Consider the following 24434-nt stretch of genomic DNA (forward strand, 5'->3'; position numbering starts at 1 on the left):
TTCGCGCCGATGAGCGAAGAGCGTGAGATGCAAATTATGTATGACATCCTGATCAAAAATGCCCAACAAGCGGGTGGGTGTAGTATCGATATCGCCCTTCAGGGCAACAAAATAGCGGCGGTGGGCGATCTTGCTGGTTCATTGGCAAAACAGACCGTCGATTTAGATCATGACGTTTTTGTGAGTGCTGGTTGGATTGACGGCCACACTCACTGCTATCCGAACTCGCCTATTTATAACGACCACCCCGATAACGTTGGGGTGTCCGGTGGCGTGACAACTGTCATTGATGCGGGCAGCACAGGCGCAAACGACGTGGATGATTTTGCGCAGCTTGCAGCGCAATGCACAACCCATGTGCGCGCACTACTTAACATCTCGAAAATTGGCTTGTTGCGCCAAAATGAACTGGCCGATGCCAACGACATTGATCTGGATAGCGCAAAGCAAGCGCTGCTTCGTCATCCCGAATTTATTGTCGGCTTAAAAGCACGCATGAGCGGTAGTGTTGTCGGCCACAATGGCTTAATGCCGCTTCAGGCTGCCAAAGCATTACAGCAGCAATGCGGCTGCGTTCCATTGATGGTGCACGTCGGTAATGCGCCGCCGGATTTGGATGAAATTGTCGCTCTGCTGGGCAAAGGCGATATTCTCACTCACTGCTTTAATGGCAAACCTAACCGCATTCTTGATTGTCATGGGGAGATAAAAAGCAGCGTTCAGCAGGCCAGAGCTCGAGGCCTGAAACTTGATATCGGCCACGGCAGTGCCAGTTTCAGTTTTGAGGTGGCTGAGCAGGCCATCGCACAAGGGATTTTGCCCGATACGATCAGTTCTGACATTTACTGTAAGAACCGGCTCAATGGCCCGGTTTACGGTCTTGCACACCTGATGTCGATGTTTTTTACACTCGGATTATCCCATGAGCAGATCATTGAGCGCGTGACGAGTCAAGCAGCGCAAGCACTTCGCCTAGCGAAAAAGGGGCACTTAATTGCAGGCTATGATGCCGATTTAACGCTCTACACCATCAATAAAGCGTCGGTTAACTACACCGATACTCATCACCAGCATCGAACTGGACAACAGAGATTTACGCCTCTTGCTGCCATTATTGACGGCAAGCTTGTATTGACTGAACAAGGACAACAGCATTATGTCTTCCATTCTTGAAAAATATCACTTGAAACAAGTGATCAACGCATCTGGCCGTATGACAGCTCTTGGTGTTTCTACTCCGCAACCCGAAGTGGAGCAGACTGTCTGTTTTGGGATGAACAACTACTTTGAAATGAGCGATTTGGTGAACAAAACCGGCCAATATATTGCTCGTTTGCTGCAAGTTGAAAATGCAGTCGTGGTCTCATGTGCTTCAGCGGGAATTGCACAGAGTGTCGCGGCAGTCATTGTGCGTGGTAACCCTTATCTGCTTGAGCATCTGCATGCAAAAACGCACCCGATCGCAACGGATATTGTGATCCCCAAAGGGCATAACGTCAATTATGGTGCCCCGGTTGGCAGCATGGTAAATCTTGGCGGCGGTAACCTGATTGAGGCCGGTTGGGCTAATGAATGCAGCGCAGAACAATTAGCCGCGGCAATCACCCCCAATACCGCCGCCATTCTCTACATTAAATCGCACCATTGCGTGCAAAAAAGCATGTTAACCGTGGCACAAGCGGCCAAAGTGGCTCAAGACCACCAGCTTCCGCTGATTGTTGATGCAGCAGCAGAAGAGGATCTACAACTCTATTATCAGCAAGGGGCTGATCTGGTTATCTACAGTGGTGCGAAAGCGATTGAAGGCCCAACCAGCGGTTTAGTGATTGGGAAACATCAATATGTGGAATGGGTTAAGCAGCAATCTGCAGGGATTGGCCGTGCCATGAAAGTCGGTAAAGAAGGCATTTTAGGCCTAACGCATGCCATTGAGCTGTACTTAAGCCGCCAACAAGAAACCGGCCAACAAATGGTGGATAAAATGACGCCATTTATCGAGGGGTTAAACCGTATTGAAGGGATAAGCGCGCGCGTGGTTTGGGACAGTGCAGGCCGAGATATCGCACGTGCAGAAGTGAGTTTTGATGCCAAACAATTTGGTATCAGCGCTAATGAAGCCGTCACACGCCTCCAAAATGGTAACCCAGCGATTTACTGCCGCGCTTACAAATCCAATGAAGGTTCGGTGGAATTTGATGTCCGCAGTGTTTCATCTCATCAACTTGAACTTATTCTTAGCGCCATGAACCAACTGAATCAGGAGTCATTAGAATGTCTTTAAACCCTAATTTTTACGCTGACCGCGTATGTCTCAATGTGCTGGCGGGCTCTCATCATAATGCGATTGAAGTCTACCAAGCCGCAGAAGGCCATGTGTTGGTTGGTATGCTCTCGAAAGATTACCCAGATACCGCAAGCGCTGCGGCTGATATGAAAGCGTGCGCTAAAAAAATCGAGAATGCTTTATCGATTGGCCTTGGCGCAGGGGATCCCAAACAATCGGATATGGTGACGGCTTTAGCCGGAATACTGCAGCCTCAGCATGTCAATCAAGTCTTTACTGGTGTGGGGGCTACGCGTCAAGCGCTAGGTCAAAATCACACCATCGTGAATGGTTTGATTTCACCATCAGGCACTGTTGGCTTGGTTAAAATCTCAACTGGCCCGAAAAGTTCCGGCATGGAAGAAGCGGTTGTTCCCGTTGATACGGCGATTGCCATGTTGCAAGATATGGGCTGCAGCTCGGTCAAATTCTTCCCAATGCAGGGGCTAAAATGCAAAGCTGAGTACCAAGAAGTTGCCAACGCCTGTGCTCGTCACCACTTTTGGTTAGAGCCAACGGGTGGTATTGATTTGGACAACTTTGAAGAGATTTTACGCATCGCTCTCGATGCGGGTGTCGAAAAAGTCATTCCACACATTTATAGCTCAATCATCGATGAGAAAACCGGACAGACTCGCCCCGAGGATGTGAAAACCCTGCTGGCCATGACTCAAAAACAACTGGCACATTCATAACACCGACGCCGGAGCATGTGCTCCGGCATAACAAAGCGTTGGCTATCTATTGCCTTTTAGTGCATTTTACCTTTTAGATAGCGCTGTTCATGCTGGAATGGGAATCGATGATGTACAAGCTACCGCACCCTCGCCTAATTCATTTGTTGGATGCTGTATCCGCCTCGCCTTTGACTCAGGACGAACTTGCGCAACGGCTTAATGTTTCGACACGCACCATACGCACCGATGTCGCGCTGCTCAATAATGTGATGGTCAACCATGGCGCGCATCTTCTCCACCAGCGCGGTTCCGGTTACCAACTCAATATTTACAACCCGTCAACTTTCGAGCATTTTTTGTCGAGGGTGCAAAATGCAGAAACGATTCCAAGGACCAGTAAAGAGCGCATCATTCAGATTCAAGTGCTGCTATTGACGGCAGAACAAGGCGTAAAAATTGACGAATTGGCCGAGACATGGAATCTAAGCCGCACCGTTATTCAAAATGATATGGCCGATGTACGCAGCCAACTCGCCACGTTTGGTTTATCGATTGAAAGTAAACCTCGTTTGGGCATGCTGATCCAAGGCCCAGAAATGGCAATTCGCTCCCGTTTAACACAGCTTATCTACATCGAACAAAAAGAGACAAAACAAGCTCTGGGCTTTATTAGTACGATTTTCCCTGAAAAATCTCAGCAAATTTTTGCAGCGCGCTTTCGTGAAGTGTTGACCAACCATACACTCTATATCAATGATATTGGGCTGCGTTGGTTAACCCTTTATGCTGCCGTCACACTGCACAGGCTCGCGTGTGGCAAAGAGCTTACCGAATTTTCTAAAAACGATGTTCATGAAACGACGCTACCAATTGCCAAAGCGTTATTTTCTGCGCTACCGATGCTGCTACCCGCCAATAACCATGAAATTGCCGCCTTGGCGATTCACATTCAAGCGAGAATTGCGACGAATCAAGCACTCCTTAGCCAAGGTGTACAGCATGAAGCCGATGCTCTAGTCACTCACATCTTTGACTATATCTATCAAAATTACCCTTACGATGTGCGTGACGATGCACTATTACGCCGCGATCTTCACAACCACGTCTGCCATATGATCATTCGTGTCAAACATCATGTCGCCACAATTAACCCATTGGCCGAGCATATCAAACAGCACTACCCACTCGCTTACAGTATTACCTTATCAGCCATCGCAGACTGGATCAGAGAGACGGGTTACTGCATGACACAGCACGAAATAGGCTATCTTGTGATTCACATTGGTGTGGGGCTTGAACGTAATTACCATTTAGGTCACCGTACACCCAAAGCTCTCCTGTATTGCGACGCCGGTAATGCCGCAACACTTGGGCTAGAAGCGATCATCCGCCGCCAGTATCCGCAATTGGATATGAAAACGGTTTATTCACCTGAACAGTTGATCACCGCTGATGCCACGCAAGCGGACCTCATTATTACCACCATGCCCTTAGCCAATAGAGAGATTCAGAGCTTTGTGGTTGACCCCTTCCCTACCCAACATCAATTGGAAGAACTGGGCAAACAAGTGTTGGTTGATCGCACGCACTCTTATCTTTTGGATAAGTATTTTTCCAAGACTCAATTTCTCTACCTTGATGACGTCATTGAGCAATCACACCTCTTTGAGCAGGTTTGCTCGCATCTTGAATCAACGGAGTTGGTAGAGGAAGGATACCGAGCTTCACTGCAAGAGCGAGAGAGTTTGGTTTCAACCATGATGGGTGAATACATTGCTCTACCTCACTCGATTGAACTCTTTGCTAAACGTTCGATGATTTACACCGTCGCTGCACCGCGTGGAATTGAATGGGGTAATGGTGAAAAAGCCTATCTGATCTTTTTCCTCGCCTTAAGTAAATGTGACTATGAAGAGGCGATGGGGCTGTATGATCTTTTCCAAGTGCTGATTAATAAAAAATTAGGCAAAAGTCTGTCGCAATGCGAAACCTTCAAGCACTTCAAAACACTGGCGCATCTGGAATTACAATAAAATATATCGCTGTGTGATGCTTCCTAGATGCCCTCTATTTTTTAGATACCATCTGTTTTTAGGTTCCGTCTGTTTTTAGAAACACTCGTTTTTTGGGGACTAGTCTCTTTTATAAACAAGCCGTTTAGAGAGAAAACCGAGACACCACAAGGCCCTCGCTAAGAGGGCCTTAATATCAAGATTACTGAGTGAAGAGGGTTTACAACACGTCGAAGCGATCGGCGTTCATGACTTTGGTCCAAGCAGCGACAAAGTCTTTGACGAACTTCTCTTTGTTATCGTCCTGCGCGTAAATTTCAGCGTATGAGCGCAAAATGGAGTTTGAGCCAAACACCAGATCAACACGAGTCGCTGTCCATTTTGTTTTACCGCTCTTACGCTCAACCATATCGTAAGAGTTACGGCCTGTTGGCTTCCAAGTGTAATTCATGTCGGTGAGGTTAACGAAGAAATCGTTAGTCAACGCCCCAACACGGTCTGTCAATACACCATGTTGACTGCCGCCATAGTTTGTACCGAGCACTCGCAATCCACCAATCAATACGGTCATTTCTGGGGCGGTCAGGCGCAATAGTTGCGCTTTATCTAACAGCATCTCTTCTGGGTTAACCACGTAATGTTTCTTTTGCCAGTTACGGAAACCATCCGCCAGTGGCTCAAGCACATCAAACGATTCCACATCCGTTTGTTCAAGCGTTGCATCACCACGTCCGGTAGTAAAAGGCACAGTAATATTAACGCCTGCCGCTTTGGCCGCTTGTTCAACACCGACGTTACCCGCCAAAACAATGGTATCGGCGATGCTAATACCCGCATCAGCAGCAATTTTATCCAGAACAGCCAACACTTTGCTGAGTCTTTCTGGCTCATTACCTTGCCAATCTTTTTGAGGAGCCAAGCGAATGCGCGCGCCGTTAGCGCCACCACGTTTATCGGAACCACGGAAAGTACGAGCACTATCCCATGCGGTGCTGACCATCTCACTGATGCTTAAGCCGCTGGCCGCTATTTTTGCTTTTACTGCATCCACATCATAATCTTTACGACCTGCGGGGATGGGATCTTGCCAAATGAGATCTTCTGCCGGAACATCAGGGCCAAAGTAACGCGCTTTAGGCCCCATATCACGGTGAGTAAGCTTAAACCAAGCTCGCGCAAACACTTCAGAGAAATACGCTGGGTCTTTGTAGAAACGCTCTGAGATCTTGCGATATTCAGGATCCATCTTCAGCGCCATATCGGCATCGGTCATCATAGGGTTATAACGAATGCTTGGGTCTTCCACATCAACCGGTTTATCTTCCTCTTTGATGTTGATTGGCTCCCACTGCCACGCGCCAGAAGGGCTCTTCGTTAGTTGCCATTCGTAAGTAAATAGCAGGTGGAAGAAGCCGTTATCCCACTGGGTTGGGTGCGTAGTCCATGCACCTTCAATACCACTGGTGACGGTATTACGGCCAATACCGCGGCTGGTGTGGTTATTCCAACCCAAGCCTTGTTCGTGCAAGTCCGCCCCTTCAGGATCTGGCCCTAAGTTTGCAGCGCTACCATTACCATGCGCTTTACCCACCGTATGCCCGCCCGCTGTCAGCGCCACGGTTTCTTCATCATTCATTGCCATGCGCTCAAAAGTGACGCGCATGTCATGTGCAGTTTTAAGCGGGTCTGGATTACCGTCAACGCCTTCAGGGTTTACATAAATCAGGCCCATCATCACGGCAGCAAGCGGGTTTTCTAGATCGCGCTGACCGGAATAACGGCTATTTTCTCCGCCACTTGGCGCTAGCCACTCTTTTTCTGAGCCCCAATAAGTGTCTTTTTCTGGGTGCCAAATATCTTCACGACCAAAAGCGAAACCAAAGGTTTTAAGCCCCATGGATTCATAAGCCATATTACCCGCCAAGATCATTAGATCCGCCCAACTGATTTTGTTGCCATATTTCTGCTTGATTGGCCACAATAAGCGACGTGCTTTATCTAAGTTAGCGTTATCGGGCCACGAGTTAAGCGGAGCAAAACGCTGGTTGCCAGTGCCCGCGCCACCGCGACCATCTGCAATTCGATAAGTACCTGCAGAATGCCATGCCATGCGGATCATCAAACCGCCGTAATGCCCCCAGTCGGCAGGCCACCACTCTTGGCTATCGGTCATTAGTGCTTTGAGATCTTTTTTCAAGGCATCAATATCCAATGTTTTTAGCGCATCGCGGTAATTAAAATCCGCACCCATTGGGTTGGTTTTCACGTCGTGCTGGTGAAGAATGTCAAGATTCAGTGCTTTTGGCCACCAATCCATGTTGGATAGTTCAGCAGAAGTTACTCCGCCGTGCATGACAGGGCATTTACCGCCCGAATTCATACCTTTATTCTCCATTGCGTTCTCCTTGCTTCGCATTACTGCGGCTATTTAAGTGTGCTTGATTTATTCTAAAAACACTCAGCACGGTCGATATTGGCTGAACATTCACTGTATTAAATTCAAATGCAACAAAACTTATAACAACATCATGTATATACAATAACAACGAGAGGTGATGAGCCTGCGGTCACGACTTGTTCGAAAAACCTTTTTCTTCAAAACCTTGCCACGATTATTGTTTCTGCTGCGTTCTGTACAGACTAGACAAGATGAGCATTAAACACTAATTCACTGTGGCTATTAATTTGATAGGCATCCTCTAACGCAATACGGCTAAGTTCACCCCTAAAGTCTCTCCTAACCACAGAACTTGTCCCTCAGAATGGTCATACCTATCGTCTCCAGAAACCGGATGGATCAACACGCTAAGACCTTCCCGATGTTCATCTAGCCACTCAATAAATCCGTGGCTATTGTCAGCAAGGTGTACTTCAAACATCGGCTTTAAGTGCGGGCCAACAAGCCTTGGTACTAAGCCAAACATGGCTTGTACATCATGTCGTTGTTGGGCAATTTTTTGTTGTACGCGTTGTGCTTTCGCTTGCTCTGCGAGATCAAAATAAACATGGGCATGAAACATAAAATAACTCCTCTTGATTTTTAAGCAGTGTACTACGCCAAAAGAGCATAGAAACCACAACAAATTTGCTGATGATTTTCAGCTAATTTGAAGGTACTAACCGCTTTGAAGGTACTTACCGCAACATATTCTATTTTAAGAGCCAAAAAATAGGCATTATCACAGGATGACGTTGATTCAAACGAAGAACCAGCGTATTAAATAACCTCAAACTTTCGATGGTGGATACCCGCTTTGCAACCTATCAATCAACTGCTCCTTTCAATGCAGCCGTTATTGGAACAGTACGGCTACCTAGCACTGATCATCAGCATCTTTTTCGAAGGGATTGGCATTCCGATGCCCGGCCAATCGCTCATGATTGCCGCGTCCATTTTGTCATCCAATGGCGTAATGAATTTCTCTCTTGTTATGATTGTATCGTGGCTAAGCTGCTTTATTGGTAATAGTTGCGGCTATCTGCTCGGCTATTATTTTGAGGGTTGGTTGGATAAAAAAGGCTATATTTCAGGGGCTAAATTTCAAAAACTGCAAAGCGCTATTCAAAAATACGGCCCGATTTGCTTAATCATCAGTCGCTTTGTTGAGGGGATGAAACAATTCATGCCATTAGCCTGCGGAGTGGCGAAAATGCCCATCAGAGTATTTTTACTGGGTAACGTGCTTGCCACCACAGTTTGGGTCGCGGTCTTTGGTTTACTCACCCATTTTGCATTTGAACATCTTCACCAAATCAGCCACTTTTATTCTGCTTACCGCTATTGGATCTGGGCAATGGCCGCTATCACTTTTATCGTTATGATTTATGCAGTATTGAAACATAGACACACTCAGCGCTGATAGCGACCTGTCTCTGACTTCATTTCCCCCTTCTGTCATCACCACATAAAAAAATAAGTGCAGGGGCTAGTGATTGTGTTTCCACTCAATTTGATGTTTGATGTTGCCATTATGTGAACATTTACACCAACTCTGAATGTGCTAAAAGAACACACTAGGATGATTTAAGGAGACAACATGGACGTGATCGTCTTAGGTAGCGGCGTCATCGGGCTAACCAGCGCATGGTATTTATCACAAGCGGGCCACCGAGTAACGGTGGTGGATCGCCAATCACAAGGTGCAAAAGAGACCAGTTTTGCTAACGCAGGGCAAATATCTTACGGCTACTCTTCCCCTTGGGCTGCACCCGGCATCCCACAAAAAGCATTAAAGTGGCTGTTTGAAGAGCATGCACCGTTGAAAATAAAACCGTCTATCGACCCACAGCTGTTGGCGTGGATGGGTAAAATGTTATTGAACTGCCAACAGGATCGTTACAACATCAATAAAGCCAGAATGCTGGCGATTGCCAATTACAGCCGCGTTTGTTTGGCTGACCTGAATCAGCAACATAACCTGCAATATCAAGGCCGTCGGCTTGGAACGTTGCAAGTATTTCGCAGCGAAAAACAGCTACAAGCGATACAAAAGGACATCAAACTACTCGAGCAAAGTGGGATTCGTTATCAGCTTCTTGATGTCGATGGGTGCATTAAGCAAGAGCCGGGGCTTGCTCTTGTACGCGATAAATTGCGAGGTGGTTTGTACCTCCCCGACGATGAAACCGGGGACTGCTATCTGTTTTGCCAACAATTAACAGAGCTCGCGAAAAGCCGTGGGGTGCAATTTCTGTTTGATACACAAATCAAAACATTAACCACTGAAGGCAAAAAGATCACCGCTATCCAAACCGATAAAGGTGAGCTGAAAGCAGACAAATATGTCGTCGCACTCGGCAGTTACTCTACCGCTTTACTGGCGACATTGGGTATCTCCATTCCTGTTTATCCAGTGAAAGGGTACTCACTAACGCTGCCGATTGTCGACGCCGAATTGTCCCCACGTTCAACGGTAATGGACGAAACATATAAAGTGGCCATCACTCGTTTTGAGGATCGAATTCGTGTCGCGGGCACGGCAGAGTTAGCCGGGTTTGATCCTGCCTTGCCTGATGCGCGCAAAGCAACCATTGCAAAAGTCGTGACCGATCTCTTTCCTCAAGGCGGTGATTTAGCACAAGCTGAATTCTGGACAGGCTTTAGACCAATGACGCCTGACGGGACCCCGATTATAGGCTCCACTCCATTTGAAAACCTCTACACCAATACCGGACATGGAACCTTAGGGTGGACGATGGCTTGCGGATCTGGGCAGCTTCTTGCCGACATTGTCAGTGAGCAAACTTGTGCTTTACCAATTCATGAGTTGAATCTCTCTCGCTACCTCATCAACTAGTTACAATAGAAAATGCTTATTATTAGCTAAACCTTAGTAGAAAGTTATTATGCATAATGATTCACCCGAGAGGATTTAATTTCCAACCTTTCGGGTGACCAACCCATATGCGCTGAAATTTTAGCCAATTCTAATTAACCCACCTATTATTTAACATTTCGTTAGCATTTTGTGTTCCTCATCACGCTAACGATTATTCACAGACAAATAAATTAACATCTAAGTTACAAAAAGATTAATATGTTGCCCACAAAGCAAACACAACACTCACCAAAACTACTAAAACAGGGAAATGCATATGCAGTCATTTGTTGATTTTCTGAATGGAATAATCTGGAGCCCGGCGCTAATTTATTTATGCCTTGGTGCGGGTTTATTCTACTCAATTGTGACCCGATTCGTTCAGGTCCGTCACTTTTTTGAAATGTGGCGACTTCTTCTTTCCGGAAAAAGCTCAACCAAAGGGATATCCTCTTTCCAAGCTTTGGCCGTTTCACTTTCGGGACGCGTCGGTACGGGTAATATTGCAGGCGTAGCCGCAGCAATTGGTTTTGGTGGCCCTGGTGCTATTTTCTGGATGTGGGTAGTGGCCTTTTTTGGTGCCGCGACTGCTTATGCTGAATCAACTCTGGCACAAATTTATAAAGAAGAAGATGAAGGTGAATTCCGTGGTGGCCCCGCTTATTACATCGAAAAAGCGATGGGACAAAAATGGTATGCATGGATCTTCGCCATTTCCACCATCTTTGCTTGTGGTGTGCTTTTACCTGGCGTGCAATCCAACAGCATTGGTAATGCCGTAGAAGCGGCTTTTGGGGCTGGCCCAATCATTGAAACCACTATCGGTAGCTTCACTTTTGCTAAGATTTTTACTGGTACCGTAGTGTCAATTATTTTAGCTTTCATCATCTTTGGTGGTGTTAAGCGTATCGCTAACTTCACACAGGTCGTGGTGCCATTTATGGCTTTGGCCTATGTCATTACTGCGTTTGTTATCATCCTGCTTAACATCAGTGAAGTACCACGTATTTTTGCCATGATCATTGGTGATGCGTTCACACCAATGGCAGGTATTGGTGCTGCGATTGGTTGGGGGGTAAAACGAGGTGTTTACTCAAACGAAGCAGGCCAAGGTACTGGACCGCACGCTGCGGCTGCCGCGAGTGTTGATCACCCAGCGCAGCAAGGTTTAGTGCAAGCATTTTCTATATACATTGATACTCTGCTGGTCTGTTCCGCAACCGCGTTCATGATTCTGATCACTGGTGCTTATAACGTACACGGCGGCGCAGAAGGTGCATTTTTAGTACAGAACATCGCGGCGGATATTAGTGCCAATGGCCCAGTATTTACCCAAATGGCGATTGAGAGCGCGCTACCGGGCGTGGGTAAACCTTTTGTTGCGTTTGCTCTGTTCTTCTTCGCCTTTACCACGATTTTGGCATACTACTATATTGCTGAAACGAATATTGCTTACATTCGCCGCACCTTTAAAGTCGATGGCCTGATGTTCCTTCTTAAAGTAGTGATCATCGCAACGGTATTCTACGGCACAGTGAGAACCGCGAACCTTGCTTGGGCAATGGGTGATGTGGGCGTGGGTTTGATGGCGTGGCTAAACATAGTCGGGATTTTGATCATCTTCTTTATGGCTAAACCAGCTATTGCAGCACTCAAAGATTATGAAGAACAACAAAAACAAGGTGTCGATGAGTATCTTTTCAACCCAATAAAACTCGGCATTAAGAATGCGACATATTGGGAAGGAAAATATAAACGCAAAACGGGACAAGAACCAACCGTAGAAGAAAGCTCCGTGGGTGTTGAACAACCATCATCCTAACGGATTAGCTAAGCTCATCAGCAAAAAGCATTCAAGGTAAACGTAAAAAGGGTTAGCAAACGCTAACCCTTTTTCTTTTTCATCAACCCGTATTAGGCTGCGATTTCTTGTGTCGTCAACTTTTCGACAACAGCGTTTTGCGCTTTCTTTTCACCAATCGGTAAAATAACACGGCCATATTCATTATTCAGAACTTGAGCCATTGCAAAATAAATCGCACTTGCGCCACAGAAGATGCCTTCAAAGCCAGCAATCGTGCCGATAAGCTCGCTACCAGTGAAATCACGCGCAGCTAGTAAAACAAATAGAATGGTCAGTGAGCCGAATACCACTTGTTTAGCGCGTGGGTAGCACAATGAACCGATAAACATGAAACCAGTGAAAATGCCCCACAACGCTAAGTACCAACCCATAAAGTGAGCAGGGCTTGCTGGTAGTCCCATGTATGGCATGACAATCAGGCCAACCAATGTGAGCCAAAATAGGCCGTAAGAGGTAAACGCTGTGGTACCAAAAGTGTCACCACGTTTAAAACACATGATACCCACGATGACTTGACTTAAACCACCGTAGAAAATACCCATCGCCAAAATCATAGAGTCGATAGGGAAAAAGCCTGCGTTATGGATATTAAGCAGGATAGTCGTCATGCCAAAACCCATTAGGCCTAGCGGCGCTGGATTGGCCAATTTAGTAGACATTCGCGAGTACCTTAAAAAATGTTGATAAAAATTACGCGCGGATTTTAGTGGAGTAGCACACAAAATGGAAAGAACGTTAACGAAAACTAAGATTGTAAATTTAACCACTTGATTGTTCAAAAAGAGAGCAGAGCAACCGAATTCGATCGTGCTGCTCTCCTTTTGCTAAATGTTACTCTCTATTGACAGTTTATTTCATCCCAAAACCAGTTACTTTGCGTGGGTGATTCCCATACTCCGGGGTTATTTTTAGCCATAAAACACTTTCCATTATGCGTAATTTTATCGCCATTTTTTGCAACAGTAACCCCTGCAACCCAGCTTGAAAAATCACTGCTTGGTGGCGTAGGCTCTGGCGTGACGGGCGGTTCTGGCTCATTGACCACTGGTGGTGGCTCAACAGGGTCAGGTGTTGTGGGCGCTGTTGAGCCACCTGTAATAAGCTTCCAAGGATCACCTTGAGTGGGTTCATTACCTTGTGACCACCACTTAGCTTCATAAGTAGCGCCTTTATAGCTCACCTTATCGCCCGTGTTATATACCTTTGTCGCTTCCCAGCCGACGATGCCATCCACTGGCGGCTCTGGTGGCGTACCGGGATCAATCGCATCCACAACACGCACTTGGGGCCAGCTAGAATGTGAACCATAAAAGTTAGTCACACATTTTTCGTAATCACCAGCAACAAGGGCTGAATACGCAGTTTGGAAACCAACCAGTTCACATTCAAACGAGTAGCCACCTGGGCGATCAGAGTAATATTTCCAATTACCATCCCAGTTGGTGTACAGCACGTCCATCGCACCGTTCAAATTTAAGCTACCGTAAGGCGTTTGCTGCCAACAGGTATTCTTTTCATCTGACTCAATCGGTATTTGATAATGATCCGCTAACCCTTCCCAGTAGCGAATGCGATTAACCGGTTGACCTTTATCTTTGTTCTGCTCACCGCACTCAATGCCACCATTGATAACGTTAATTGTGGTGCCAAAACCATAGCCAATACCGGCATCGCTTTCACGTTGCGAAGGTGTCCATGTACGGTCAATTACGTGCAACATTGCCGGTTTCGGTGCTTGAGGTGTTAAGAAAAACCAAATCGCTGAAGCTAAATTCAACCAAGAATCCGCTACCAACCCGGGGTTATTGAGTAGTACTTTGGCATCACCATCAAACATCACTTCAGAAAAAGCGCCATAGTTGAAATGGTAAGAGAGCTGCTTCGCACCTCGACCAAAATAACCTTGCCCAGCGGCGCACGGCCAACGAGCATTTTGCCAATCATTTTGGCCACAACCGGTTGTGTAGCCACTTTGCCCTTCAGACCAACCCATTTCACGCACATGAACCAATGCTTGCTGCCATTCTTCAAGCCTATTCGGATTATCAGATACGTTGTCTTTCGCAATGTGACCACCCGTTTCTTGTGAGAAATGAGCAAAAGCCGTCACGATGGATTTTTTACAAATTGCGTCAGAATCTCGGCCATCCGTATATTCGCCACAAAACGCGGGGAATTTGCCAATTGCCCGTAAGAAGCGTGTGTAGGTGTATTCGGGAGCCGCCATTTGAGTTAAGAAATCCCACTCGTACTGTGGAAAAACTCGTTCAACACGCTTGACGTTTTCAGGGTTAGAACTTAAACCCGGTACTATTGCTTCAACAATCGCATTCGAACGCGTTTCTAGTGCTTTCGACCAGATGGCATACATAGGATCCGCTGTTTTGGCTTTTTCTGCCGCTTGTAGCTCTACTTTAGAGACAATATAACCCGCGGAATTTTCAGGGTCAGGTAAGATATTTAACGCGTAACTGTTTGCGGCTAAGACACTGCTAATCAGCACGGCTAAATGCTTTGTTTTCAACATATCAATCCCTTATTTTTTGCTTAGTGGGTACGGTGAAAATAGTATGGATAGCCGAGCCATTGTTGACAGTGAAACTTATTAATTAAATGTCAAAATGCGAGTGGTTTCATCATGATGTAAACCAATTATCGTACGGCGACATCGCCCTTTGAAGGCAAGTCGATAAATATGAAAAAGCCTCAAAAAAGCTTGAGGCTTTTAGAGTTCAATCTATTTTTCATCAGGTTAAGTGAACAACCAATGCCTCAAATTTCTCAAGCATCATCGCACCGGCAATGGCTTAGCGCACATGAGCGTGGCCAGTAAAAAAGTGATGAACTGGGCCGCGACCTTGGCCAACATCCAGTTCATCGGCATAGCCAATGGCTTGCGATATGTACTGCTTAGCCAAATACACGGATTTGTGCAGGTTATTTCCTTGAGCAAGATAAGAAGCGATCGCAGAAGAGAGCGTGCAACCCGTCCCATGGGTATTTTGGGTTGGAAAACGCTTCGCACTGAGTAATTCTGACGAAGATTGCATGATCAAAAGATCGTTGCTGTTTTCATCTTGTTCTAAATGCCCACCTTTTAGCAGCACCGCCTTTGCACCCAACGCTCGTAAATCAGCCACCATACCGCTCATTTCGACTCCAGATTGAGGAACCGGCTTGCCAGTAAGTACTGCTCCCTCAAATAAATTGGGGGTAATGATGTCAGCCAAAGGGATCAACATTTCTTTTAATGTACTGATTGCCGATTGCTCAAGTAATAAATCACCACTGGTCGCCACCATCACGGGGTCTATCACAAGGCTCTTGGGTTGGTATTGCTGCATTTTGTTGGCAACGATCTTGATGATACTGGCATCGGCTAGCATGCCAATTTTAACGGCCACGATCTTCAAGTCGCTAAAGACGGCATCTAACTGGCTTTCGATATGATCAAGTGGAATAGGGAAAATGGCGGAAACGCCTTGAGTATTTTGTGAAGTAATGGCGGTAATAACGGAACACGCGAAACTGCCGGTTGCCGATATCGCTTTGATGTCGGCTTGAATGCCTGCCCCTCCACCGCTATCAGACCCTGCGATAGTAAGTACAACGGGTATGTTTAATCGCGTCGTTTCTTGAGTATGTTTCTGTATTGGGTGTGCCATGGTCGCTCCTATGACAGACATACAGGAACTGACTTTGACCGTGATTTGAAAAGTTCGGTAATCGAATTTACAAAGGTTAGCCGTTGTTATTCGGCTGGTGACAAAGTGCTCATAGTTCCCTACGTCAGTATTAACTGAATCAGGTTCGACGGGTCTCGAATTTCGATCTCAGCCGATGCAGAATCTGCATCGGCTCCCCGACTATTTCGCAGCAATCATAACAGGGCACTCACCGAAGGAGTACGCTTTTTTGGAGGATTATTCCCACTCAATCGTTGCTGGTGGCTTACCTGAAATATCGTAAACCACACGAGAAATACCATTCACTTCATTGATGATACGGTTAGAAACCTTACCCAAGAACTCATAAGGCAGGTGCGCCCAATGTGCTGTCATAAAGTCAATGGTTTCCACAGCGCGTAGTGATACAACCCAATCGTATTTACGTCCATCACCCATAACGCCTACTGAACGAACAGGTAAGAAAACCGTGAAAGCTTGTGACACTTTGTTATACAGATCAGCGGCATGCAGCTCTTCAATGAAAATAGCATCGGCGCGGCGCAGCAAATCACAGTACTCTTTCTTCACTTCGCCCAACACGCGTACGCCAAGGCCAGGACCAGGGAACGGATGGCGGTAAAGCATGTTGTAAGGCAGACCAAGCTCTAGGCCAATCTTGCGTACTTCATCTTTGAAAAGCTCACGCAGTGGTTCAACCAATCCCATTTCCATATCATCAGGCAAACCGCCAACGTTATGGTGAGATTTAATCACATGCGCTTTGCCTGTTTTAGAGGCGGCCGATTCAATCACATCTGGGTAAATCGTGCCTTGCGCGAGCCACTTTGCATTTTTCAATTTCTTTGACTCTTCATCGAAGATATCAACAAACACATGGCCAATAATTTTGCGTTTCGCTTCCGGATCAGACTCACCTTGCAGTGCGTTGAGGAAACGATCTTCTGCATTAACATGAATGATGTTTAAGCCAAATTTGTTGCCAAACATATCCATTACTTGCTGAGCTTCATTCAGACGCAATAGGCCGTTATCAACGAACACACAGGTTAATTTATCGCCAATCGCTCGGTGAGCCAGCATCGCCACAACTGACGAATCTACACCACCCGATAGGCCAAGGATCACTTCATCGTCGCCGACTTGCTCTTTAATACGAGCAACCGCATCTTCGATGATAGACTCAGCCGTCCATAGACGCTCACAACCACAAACGTTGAGAACGAAATTCTCAAGCATTTTTAGACCGTTTTTGGTGTGCGTCACTTCTGGGTGAAACTGCACGCCATAATATTTTTTCTCTTCGTTCGCCATTGCCGCATAAGGACAAGTTTCCGTTTGCGCTGTTTTTACAAAATCAGCTGGAATCTGCACCACTTTATCACCGTGGCTCATCCAAACGTCTTGCGTTAGCTCAAGGTCGCTAAACAGGGCCGATTCACCCATTAGCTGTACAGCTGCATAACCAAATTCACGTTCCTCAGAACTGGCCACTTTTCCGCCCAACTGTTCAGCCATGGTTTGCATGCCATAGCAAACACCAAACACAGGTACGCCAGAATCAAACACATATTGTGGCGCACGCGGAGAGTTGGCTTCAGTCACACTTTCAGGACCACCAGAAAGAATAATGCCATCTGGGTTGAATTCACGGATGTCTGCTTCTTCAACATCCCAGCTCCACAGCTCACAATAAACACCGATTTCGCGAACACGGCGGGCAACCAGTTGTGTGTACTGAGAGCCGAAATCTAAGATCAGAATACGTTGGTCATGGATATCTTTAGTCATTTAAGGTCAATCTCAATCATTAATGTAGTGGATGGGGAGCATCGCGCTCCCCATAAGCTTCAAGCTATTCGTGGTTCGTCATTAACCCAAGCGGTAGTTTGGCGCTTCTTTGGTAATTTGAACGTCGTGCACGTGTGACTCTTTCATACCTGCACCAGAGATACGAACAAACTCGGCTTTAGTGCGCAGATCTTCGATAGTGGCCGAGCCAGTTAAGCCCATGCTTGAGCGTAAACCACCCATTTGTTGATGAACGATCTCTTTTAGACGGCCTCGATAAGCGATACGGCCTTCGATCCCTTCAGGTACAAGCTTGTCAGCTGCATTGTCAGATTGGAAATAACGATCAGAAGAGCCTTGAGACATTGCACCCAGCGAACCCATACCGCGGTAAGCTTTATATGAACGACCTTGGAACAAAATAACTTCACCCGGAGCTTCTTCAGTACCAGCAAACATGGAGCCGACCATCACGCAAGATGCACCAGCAGCAATCGCTTTACAAATATCGCCAGAAAAACGAATACCGCCATCAGCAATCACAGGAATACCGTATTGATCAGCCACTTCAGCTGCATCAGAAATCGCCGTAATTTGAGGAACACCAACACCCGTTACAATACGCGTTGTACAGATTGAACCCGGGCCAATACCGACTTTGACCGCGCTTACGCCCGCGTCAATTAGAGCTTTCGCACCGGCACCCGTTGCAACATTGCCGCCGATAATATCGAGATCAGGATAAGCGGCGCGCGTTTCACGAATACGGTTAAGTACACCTTCTGAATGGCCATGAGAAGAGTCAATCAGTAGAACATCCACTCCCGCTTCCACTAATGCTTTTACGCGCTCTTCATTGCCAGCACCGGCACCAACAGCCGCACCAACACGTAAACGCCCTTGTTCATCTTTACAAGCATTCGGTTTGCGTTCTGCTTTATGGAAATCTTTCGCGGTGATCATACCAGTCAGTTTGAATTCATCATTCACTACCAAGACTTTTTCAACACGCGCTTTGTGCATGCGCTCTTGTACATCCTGACGAGATGCGCCCTCTTTAACTGTGGCTAAGCGATCTTTTGGTGTCATGACTGCTTCAACTTTTTTTGTTAAATCAGTAACAAAGCGAATATCGCGGCCGGTGATGATACCGACAAGCTCATTGTGATCGCTCACCACAGGGAAACCGGCAAAACCATGTTTCTCTGTCAAAGCAATCACATCTTGAATGGTTGCGTCAGGGCGAACTGTTACTGGCGCTGTGACTACACCCGCTTCAAAAATTTTGACAAGACGGACTTGTTCAGCCTGCTCTTCAATGGGCATATTTTTGTGGATAAAACCAATACCACCCTCTTGGGCAAGAGCGATCGCAAGGCGAGCCTCTGTCACTGTATCCATAGAAGCTGAGATCATCGGAATGTTCAGTGCGATATTTTTGGTCAGCTGAGTATGGAGATCGGCTGTGTTTGGGAGAACGGTGGAGTGTGCTGGTACGAGAAGAACATCATCGAATGTCAGCGCTTCTTTGGCAATTCTTAGCATTTGCAATATCTCACAATTAAGAGGAGTGAATAAAAGGTAAATCCAAGTTGTCTCAAGATTTGCCCTAATACACAATGAACAGGATAAATCGATTTGGATTTGATATTGCGGTCGGATTATACGCCCGAGGTAATCGCTTGACCACTCATTTTTTCATTTTTAATTTGCATTCCAACCCTTGATATGTATTATATTGCCGCTAATTTCCATACCCTCGTCTAGGGGATTAGCCTTGCCTTCTTTGACCAACGAAAACATCTACACTGTCTCCCGTCTCAATGCTGAAGTACGCCTGTTACTTGAAAATGAAATGGGCATTGTGTGGCTCGTTGGTGAAATATCGAACTTCTCCGCTCCGGTTTCTGGCCATTGGTATCTCTCACTCAAAGATTCTCGCGCGCAGGTAAAATGTGCGATGTTCAAAGGCAATAATCGCTTTGTGACCTTCAAACCTAAAAATGGCCAGCAGGTACTTGTTAAAGCGCGTCTTTCTCTTTATGAACCTAGAGGTGACTACCAAGTCATTATCGAGAGTATGCAACCCGAAGGGGATGGTCGTCTCCAGCAAGAGTTTGAAAAGCTGAAGATGCAGTTGGCCGCGGAAGGGCTGTTTGCACAATCCAATAAGCGCCCCTTGCCGGAAAATCCTCAATGCGTCGGAGTTATTACTTCAAAAACTGGCGCAGCCCTGTTTGATATTCTTGATGTGCTCAAGCGGCGCGATCCAAGTTTGCCCGTCATCATTTATCCTACACTGGTTCAAGGCGAACAAGCGGCCATTCAAATTGCTCAAGCAATTGGTAGAGCAAATGCGAGGCAAGAGTGTGACGTATTGATTGTGGGTCGCGGTGGCGGTTCTTTAGAAGACTTATGGTGTTTTAACCACGAGATCGTAGCGCGCACAATTGCCGCTAGTCAGATCCCAATTATCAGTGCCGTCGGGCATGAAATCGATGTGACGATTGCTGATTTTGTGGCTGACGTACGTGCCCCAACCCCCTCCGCTGCTGCAGAATTAGTCAGCCGAGACAACAGTAATAAGCGACAAGCTTTCGCCTCATACCAGCACAAGCTACAAAGTGCGATGCGCTATTACACCAGTCAACAAGCGCATCATTTACGCGCTTTGGTTCACGCGCTAGAGAAACAGCACCCCACTTATCGCTTGCAGCGTCAAAGCCAGCAACTTGATGACACAGAAATGCGCCTACAGCGGGCGATACACCGCTATATTTCGACTCAGCGCGAGCACATTGGCCAGCAATACCATCAACTGCAGTTGCATTCTCCCGTACAAACCTTAGCGAAGCAGCAGCATCGACTAGCCAAAAGCGAGCAACGATTGCTGGACGTAATGGAGAAAAAGCTCCTGCGCACAGCACACCGTTTAACGCTAGCCGCAGAGAAGCTTGACGCAGTAAGCCCATTAGCGACACTAAAACGAGGCTATTCGATCACGCGAGATAGCTCAGGCAAAGTGATTCACCGCGCTTGCGATCTAAAAACTGGCGATCAATTGATTACGCGAGTGGCGGATGGCGAAGTTTTCTCTACCGTCAATTAATCACTTAATCCTGTGCTTGAAACTCAAATCGAATCTTAGATTTTGATTTGAGCTCATTGCATGAGTTACAGAAAAAGTTTGCCGCGCCACACGCCTGCAATTTCTCCAGCTCAGAATCACACTCAGGGCAAAAACCAATTTTGTTAAAGTGATGTTTGCACTGAGTACAATGGTAACGCCCATCCCACGCCAGTGGATTTTGGCAACAAGGGCAAAGATTTTCCTGCATATTGATCCCATCTCTCTTTGTGTCTTTCACATAACATCTTTCACATAGTGTGATTTTGGTAGATGTTTTATATCGTTCGTTTTAATAGATAGCTCGTTTGCGTAGATAGTTCGTGCATGTGATAGCCGACACTTCATCAAACGGCATGTATGGTCTCGGATTATCGAGAGTTCAGCTTTGATCTCTATCACAATACCTTTAGGCTCACCAACCATCTCATACACATTAGGCTATGATCGATAAAAGATCTCAGCCTGATCATTTGCTTTATCTGCTCCGTTCAGCGATCTACTCTCAAAAGAACATTTATATAACCACACGCCGAAAGCATAAGTTACATATTCTGCATATGGATTTATAACGATATAAAACTCCACTTGATAGCTAATAAATCAAAAAAACCAGAATATATTAAAATGATCTTTTGGCGAAATGTTCTACTCATTTTGTTTGATACTTATACAAAGCAGCAACGTTGCCATGCTCTGTTTTTCACTCAATCATTTTGGTACTGCACTTCATTTCCAGACCGCCACGTTAGTGAGGCTCTATCGCCAATGATAAATTTTAGGCAAAAAAATACCCAAGTCTAAACTTGGGTATTTCAGTTATGAGGAAGGCTACTTGCTACGTCCTTTCATCATCGTCATTAAGCGTTTACGTTTACGCTCTTGAGATAAGGTCAGCTTATTCACTTTTCCTTCAAATGGGTTATCACTGCTTTGGAACTGGATACGAATAGGCGTACCCATGATTTCTAAAGACTTACGGTAATAGTTCATCAAATAACGTTTGTAAGAATCTGGCAGCTCATTCACCAAGTTACCGTGTACAACGATAATCGGCGGGTTATAACCACCTGCGTGAGCATATTTAAGTTTTACGCGGCGGCTACGAACCATAGGCGGTTGGTGATCATCGGTTGCCATTTTAAGAATACGAGTCAATACCGATGTACCAACACGTGTTGTCGCCGATTTATACGCTTCTTGAACCGATTCAAATAGATGACCAACACCCGTACCATGCAATGCAGAGATAAAGTGGATACGAGCAAAATCGACAAAGCCTAAACGGCGGTCTAGCTCTTTCTTGACACGTTCTTTGACGTCGTTATCGAGCCCATCCCACTTATTGACTGCAAGCACTATCGAACGTCCGGCGTTTAATGCAAAACCTAGCAGGCTAAGATCTTGATCTGAGATATTCTCACGAGCGTCAATGACTAACAGAACAACGTTTGCATCTTCAACGGCTTTTAAGGTTTTGACGACCGAGAATTTCTCAACCGTTTCGTTAATGCGAGTACGACGACGCACGCCAGCAGTATCAATCAATACATACTCGCGCTCATCACGCATCATCGGGATGTAGATGGAGTCTCGCGTCGTTCCGGGCATGTCGTAAACCACAACACGCTCTTCACCGAGAATGCGGTTGGTGAGTGTCGATTTACCGACATTCGGACGGCCAATGATCGCCAGTTTTATCGGCTGATCTTGCAGACGTTTGTATTCAGCTTCGGCTTCTTCTTCGGTGTAATCTAACTTTTCTTCTTCAGCATCTTCAAAGTCGGTTAGATCTTCGATTTCGCCTTCAGCCTGCTCGAGCATTTCTTCAGCAAGTGGATTCAAAGCTCGGTCGATAAGGATCCCAACACCACGGCCATGAGCGGCAGCAATTTGGTACATTTGATCGACGCCCAATTGCCAAAACTCAGCACTTGCAGCATCAGCGTCAATGCCATCCACTTTATTCACGACTAGAATAGCGCGCTTTTCAATCTTACGCAGATGTTGGGCTATCACTTCATCAGCCGCCGTTAAACCAGCGCGACCATCAACCATAAATAGCACAACATCAGCTTCATCAATCGCGGCCAATGACTGTTGAGCCATTTTCGTTTCTACACCCTCTTCACTACCATCAATACCGCCAGTATCGATAACAATGAAGTCGTGCTCACCCAATTTAGCTTGGCCATATTTACGGTCACGCGTTAAACCGGGGAAATCCGCCACCAACGCATCGCGAGTGCGAGTTAATCGGTTAAACAACGTAGATTTACCGACATTGGGACGCCCAACAAGAGCAACAACAGGAACCATACTAACCTCTACAATATTTTCTCTTATGTAGTTATAGGTAAACACTTGCTAGCAAGCATTAAATTTTTACCTATAACCACATCTACTTATTCAATAAAACGGCCCCTAACTGTTACCAGCCAGGAGCCGAATGTGAATTATATCACGATTTATTTTTTAATCGTCAGTTTCTTTACATTGCCATTACGGGTCATGCTGACATAACCATCATCTACAGCGAGAGGACTCACCGCAAAACCGCTCTTATCAACCAACTGTTGGGCAACGAATTCACCACTGCTGCGATCAATCCAATGTAGATACCCTTCACTGTCACCTAGCACAAGGTAGCCATTGATAATCGCTGGTGCAGTTAGCAAACGGTGTTCAAGCTGTTTGTTGCTCCAAAGTTCGGTACCGCTTCTTGTATCCACAGCCACCACATGATCTTTGTCGGTCACCACAAATAATCGGCCACCATCGCTAGCCATGTCTGTTGCTGAAGAGTAATTCCGCTTCCAAGCTGGTTTGCCCGAACGCAGATCAATGGCGATCAACTGGCCATTAAAACCAACCGCATACAGCATGCCGCCAATCACGATAGGTGAGGCATCAACATCGACTAGACGGTCAATTTCAGTGGCACCTTTAGGCATACCAATCGGTTGTTGCCAAATCAACTGTCCACGCTCAACGATAGCGGCAGCAAGACGGCCACCTGAGGTTCCCCAAAAAACACCGCCCGATACCGCAACAGGTTTGCTGTCACCTCTCAACGTTAAATTAGGAACTTCAGTACTGATGGTCCATTTTTGCTCACCCGTCGCTTGGTCTAAACTCACCAAAGTGCCACGACTGGTATTAACAATGATCATGTTCGCATCTGCAGCCGGAGCTGCTAGCACTTCACCGTCGACTTTAACTTGCCATACAAGCTCACCCGTAGCTTCATTAAGCGCAGTGACTAAACCGTTTTCACTACCAATGTAAATTTGGCTATAGGCCGCCGCTATACCGCCGGATAAACGCATGGTGCCATCTTGTTCAAGATCGGTTTTCCACAGCTCTTTACCCGTTTTAGGGTTTAAGGCTTTCACCAAACCATCACGGCTAGCAATAAATACTTTGTCGTAAGCGTATTCTGGAGATAACTTTGAGAAGTAATGCCCTACGCCATCACCGATCGATGTGCTCCACTGAGTTGTGGGCGTAAATTCACTCGTTACCATTGGCACAGGAGCCATAATAATGGTGTCTTCTTCACTAGCACACCCTGCAAGTGCTCCAAGCACAACGGCAGAAACGAGCACTTTGTTGAACAACTTTTTCATCAACTTG

At 46.3% G+C, this 24434-nt stretch carries 18 protein-coding genes and 1 riboswitch; of the genes, 8 read left to right on the forward strand and 10 right to left on the reverse strand.

The window, feature by feature from the left end; all coding sequences use genetic code 11:
* Nucleotides 1–9 precede the first annotated feature (9 nt).
* From EXZ60_RS07570 to EXZ60_RS07585, 4 genes are all read left to right on the forward strand, one after another.
* Entirely contained in the window at nucleotides 10–1173 is a 1164-nt protein-coding gene (locus EXZ60_RS07570; RefSeq protein WP_346780461.1) for an amidohydrolase/deacetylase family metallohydrolase, read from the forward strand.
* Nucleotides 1157–2281 (forward strand): DgaE family pyridoxal phosphate-dependent ammonia lyase, encoded by a 1125-nt coding sequence (locus tag EXZ60_RS07575; protein WP_017049433.1) that lies wholly within the window; start codon nucleotides 1157–1159, stop codon nucleotides 2279–2281. Before EXZ60_RS07570 ends, EXZ60_RS07575 begins: the two co-directional genes overlap by 17 nt.
* On the forward strand, nucleotides 2272–3018 hold the full coding sequence (locus EXZ60_RS07580; RefSeq protein ID WP_277435511.1) for a KDGP aldolase family protein: 747 nt from the start codon (nucleotides 2272–2274) through the stop codon (nucleotides 3016–3018). Before EXZ60_RS07575 ends, EXZ60_RS07580 begins: the two co-directional genes overlap by 10 nt.
* A gap of 89 nt (nucleotides 3019–3107) precedes the next feature.
* Nucleotides 3108–5033, forward strand: coding sequence for an HTH domain-containing protein (locus EXZ60_RS07585; protein WP_277435512.1), 1926 nt, complete (start codon nucleotides 3108–3110; stop codon nucleotides 5031–5033).
* Nucleotides 5034–5232: 199 nt separating this feature from the next.
* Here the strand turns inward: EXZ60_RS07585 and katG are convergent, their stop codons facing one another.
* Both katG and EXZ60_RS07595 read right to left on the reverse strand, forming a co-directional pair.
* Nucleotides 5233–7407: a catalase/peroxidase HPI gene (katG, locus tag EXZ60_RS07590; protein WP_194574718.1), complete on the reverse strand. Its 2175-nt coding sequence runs from the start codon at nucleotides 7405–7407 to the stop codon at nucleotides 5233–5235.
* Between the two features lie 304 nt (nucleotides 7408–7711).
* The gene (locus EXZ60_RS07595) at nucleotides 7712–8032 is read right to left on the reverse strand and encodes a DOPA 4,5-dioxygenase family protein (protein ID WP_017046265.1); all 321 of its coding nucleotides are present in this window, start codon (nucleotides 8030–8032) and stop codon (nucleotides 7712–7714) included.
* A gap of 234 nt (nucleotides 8033–8266) precedes the next feature.
* On the opposite strand from EXZ60_RS07595, the gene EXZ60_RS07600 reads away from it, so the two are divergent.
* The 3 genes from EXZ60_RS07600 (at nucleotide 8267) to EXZ60_RS07610 (ending at nucleotide 12152) form a co-directional block, all read left to right on the forward strand.
* Nucleotides 8267–8872 carry a DedA family protein gene (locus EXZ60_RS07600; protein WP_019282098.1) on the forward strand — a complete coding sequence of 202 codons (606 nt, stop codon included), beginning with the start codon at nucleotides 8267–8269 and terminating at the stop codon, nucleotides 8870–8872.
* A 177-nt stretch (nucleotides 8873–9049) separates the two neighbouring features.
* Nucleotides 9050–10309: a D-amino acid dehydrogenase gene (locus EXZ60_RS07605; protein ID WP_258428382.1), complete on the forward strand. Its 1260-nt coding sequence runs from the start codon at nucleotides 9050–9052 to the stop codon at nucleotides 10307–10309.
* Between the two features lie 298 nt (nucleotides 10310–10607).
* The gene (locus EXZ60_RS07610; RefSeq protein ID WP_277435513.1) at nucleotides 10608–12152 is read left to right on the forward strand and encodes an alanine/glycine:cation symporter family protein; all 1545 of its coding nucleotides are present in this window, start codon (nucleotides 10608–10610) and stop codon (nucleotides 12150–12152) included.
* Nucleotides 12153–12244: 92 nt separating this feature from the next.
* Here the strand turns inward: EXZ60_RS07610 and EXZ60_RS07615 are convergent, their stop codons facing one another.
* The 5 genes from EXZ60_RS07615 to guaB form a co-directional block, all read right to left on the reverse strand.
* Entirely contained in the window at nucleotides 12245–12853 is a 609-nt protein-coding gene (locus tag EXZ60_RS07615) for an acetate uptake transporter (RefSeq protein ID WP_277435514.1), read from the reverse strand.
* Nucleotides 12854–13032: 179 nt separating this feature from the next.
* The gene (locus EXZ60_RS07620) at nucleotides 13033–14721 is read right to left on the reverse strand and encodes a chitinase (protein ID WP_094150322.1); all 1689 of its coding nucleotides are present in this window, start codon (nucleotides 14719–14721) and stop codon (nucleotides 13033–13035) included.
* Between the two features lie 280 nt (nucleotides 14722–15001).
* Nucleotides 15002–15859: a bifunctional hydroxymethylpyrimidine kinase/phosphomethylpyrimidine kinase gene (gene thiD / locus EXZ60_RS07625; protein ID WP_094150320.1), complete on the reverse strand. Its 858-nt coding sequence runs from the start codon at nucleotides 15857–15859 to the stop codon at nucleotides 15002–15004.
* 99 nt (nucleotides 15860–15958) lie between these two features.
* A riboswitch (TPP riboswitch) is annotated at nucleotides 15959–16069 on the reverse strand.
* Between the two features lie 48 nt (nucleotides 16070–16117).
* Nucleotides 16118–17671 (reverse strand): glutamine-hydrolyzing GMP synthase, encoded by a 1554-nt coding sequence (guaA, locus tag EXZ60_RS07630; protein WP_017044245.1) that lies wholly within the window; start codon nucleotides 17669–17671, stop codon nucleotides 16118–16120.
* An 81-nt stretch (nucleotides 17672–17752) separates the two neighbouring features.
* Entirely contained in the window at nucleotides 17753–19216 is a 1464-nt protein-coding gene (gene guaB, locus EXZ60_RS07635) for an IMP dehydrogenase (RefSeq protein ID WP_026028100.1), read from the reverse strand.
* A 232-nt stretch (nucleotides 19217–19448) separates the two neighbouring features.
* Between guaB and xseA the strand changes: the two genes are divergently transcribed.
* Nucleotides 19449–20780: an exodeoxyribonuclease VII large subunit gene (xseA, locus tag EXZ60_RS07640; protein WP_277435515.1), complete on the forward strand. Its 1332-nt coding sequence runs from the start codon at nucleotides 19449–19451 to the stop codon at nucleotides 20778–20780.
* A gap of 4 nt (nucleotides 20781–20784) precedes the next feature.
* Here xseA and EXZ60_RS07645 read toward each other — a convergent pair whose 3' ends face one another.
* The 3 genes from EXZ60_RS07645 to bamB all read right to left on the reverse strand — a co-directional run bounded on the left by EXZ60_RS07645 (nucleotide 20785) and on the right by bamB (nucleotide 24427).
* Nucleotides 20785–21039 carry a zinc ribbon domain-containing protein gene (locus EXZ60_RS07645; RefSeq protein ID WP_019282103.1) on the reverse strand — a complete coding sequence of 85 codons (255 nt, stop codon included), beginning with the start codon at nucleotides 21037–21039 and terminating at the stop codon, nucleotides 20785–20787.
* Nucleotides 21040–21629: 590 nt separating this feature from the next.
* On the reverse strand, nucleotides 21630–23117 hold the full coding sequence (gene der / locus EXZ60_RS07650) for a ribosome biogenesis GTPase Der (protein ID WP_026028098.1): 1488 nt from the start codon (nucleotides 23115–23117) through the stop codon (nucleotides 21630–21632).
* Nucleotides 23118–23266: 149 nt separating this feature from the next.
* On the reverse strand, nucleotides 23267–24427 hold the full coding sequence (gene bamB, locus EXZ60_RS07655) for an outer membrane protein assembly factor BamB (protein WP_026027694.1): 1161 nt from the start codon (nucleotides 24425–24427) through the stop codon (nucleotides 23267–23269).
* Nucleotides 24428–24434: the final 7 nt, after the last annotated feature.

Source organism: Vibrio sp. 1151_11, from assembly GCF_029478525.1.
In the GTDB taxonomy this organism is placed as follows: Bacteria; Pseudomonadota; Gammaproteobacteria; order Enterobacterales; family Vibrionaceae; genus Vibrio; species Vibrio anguillarum.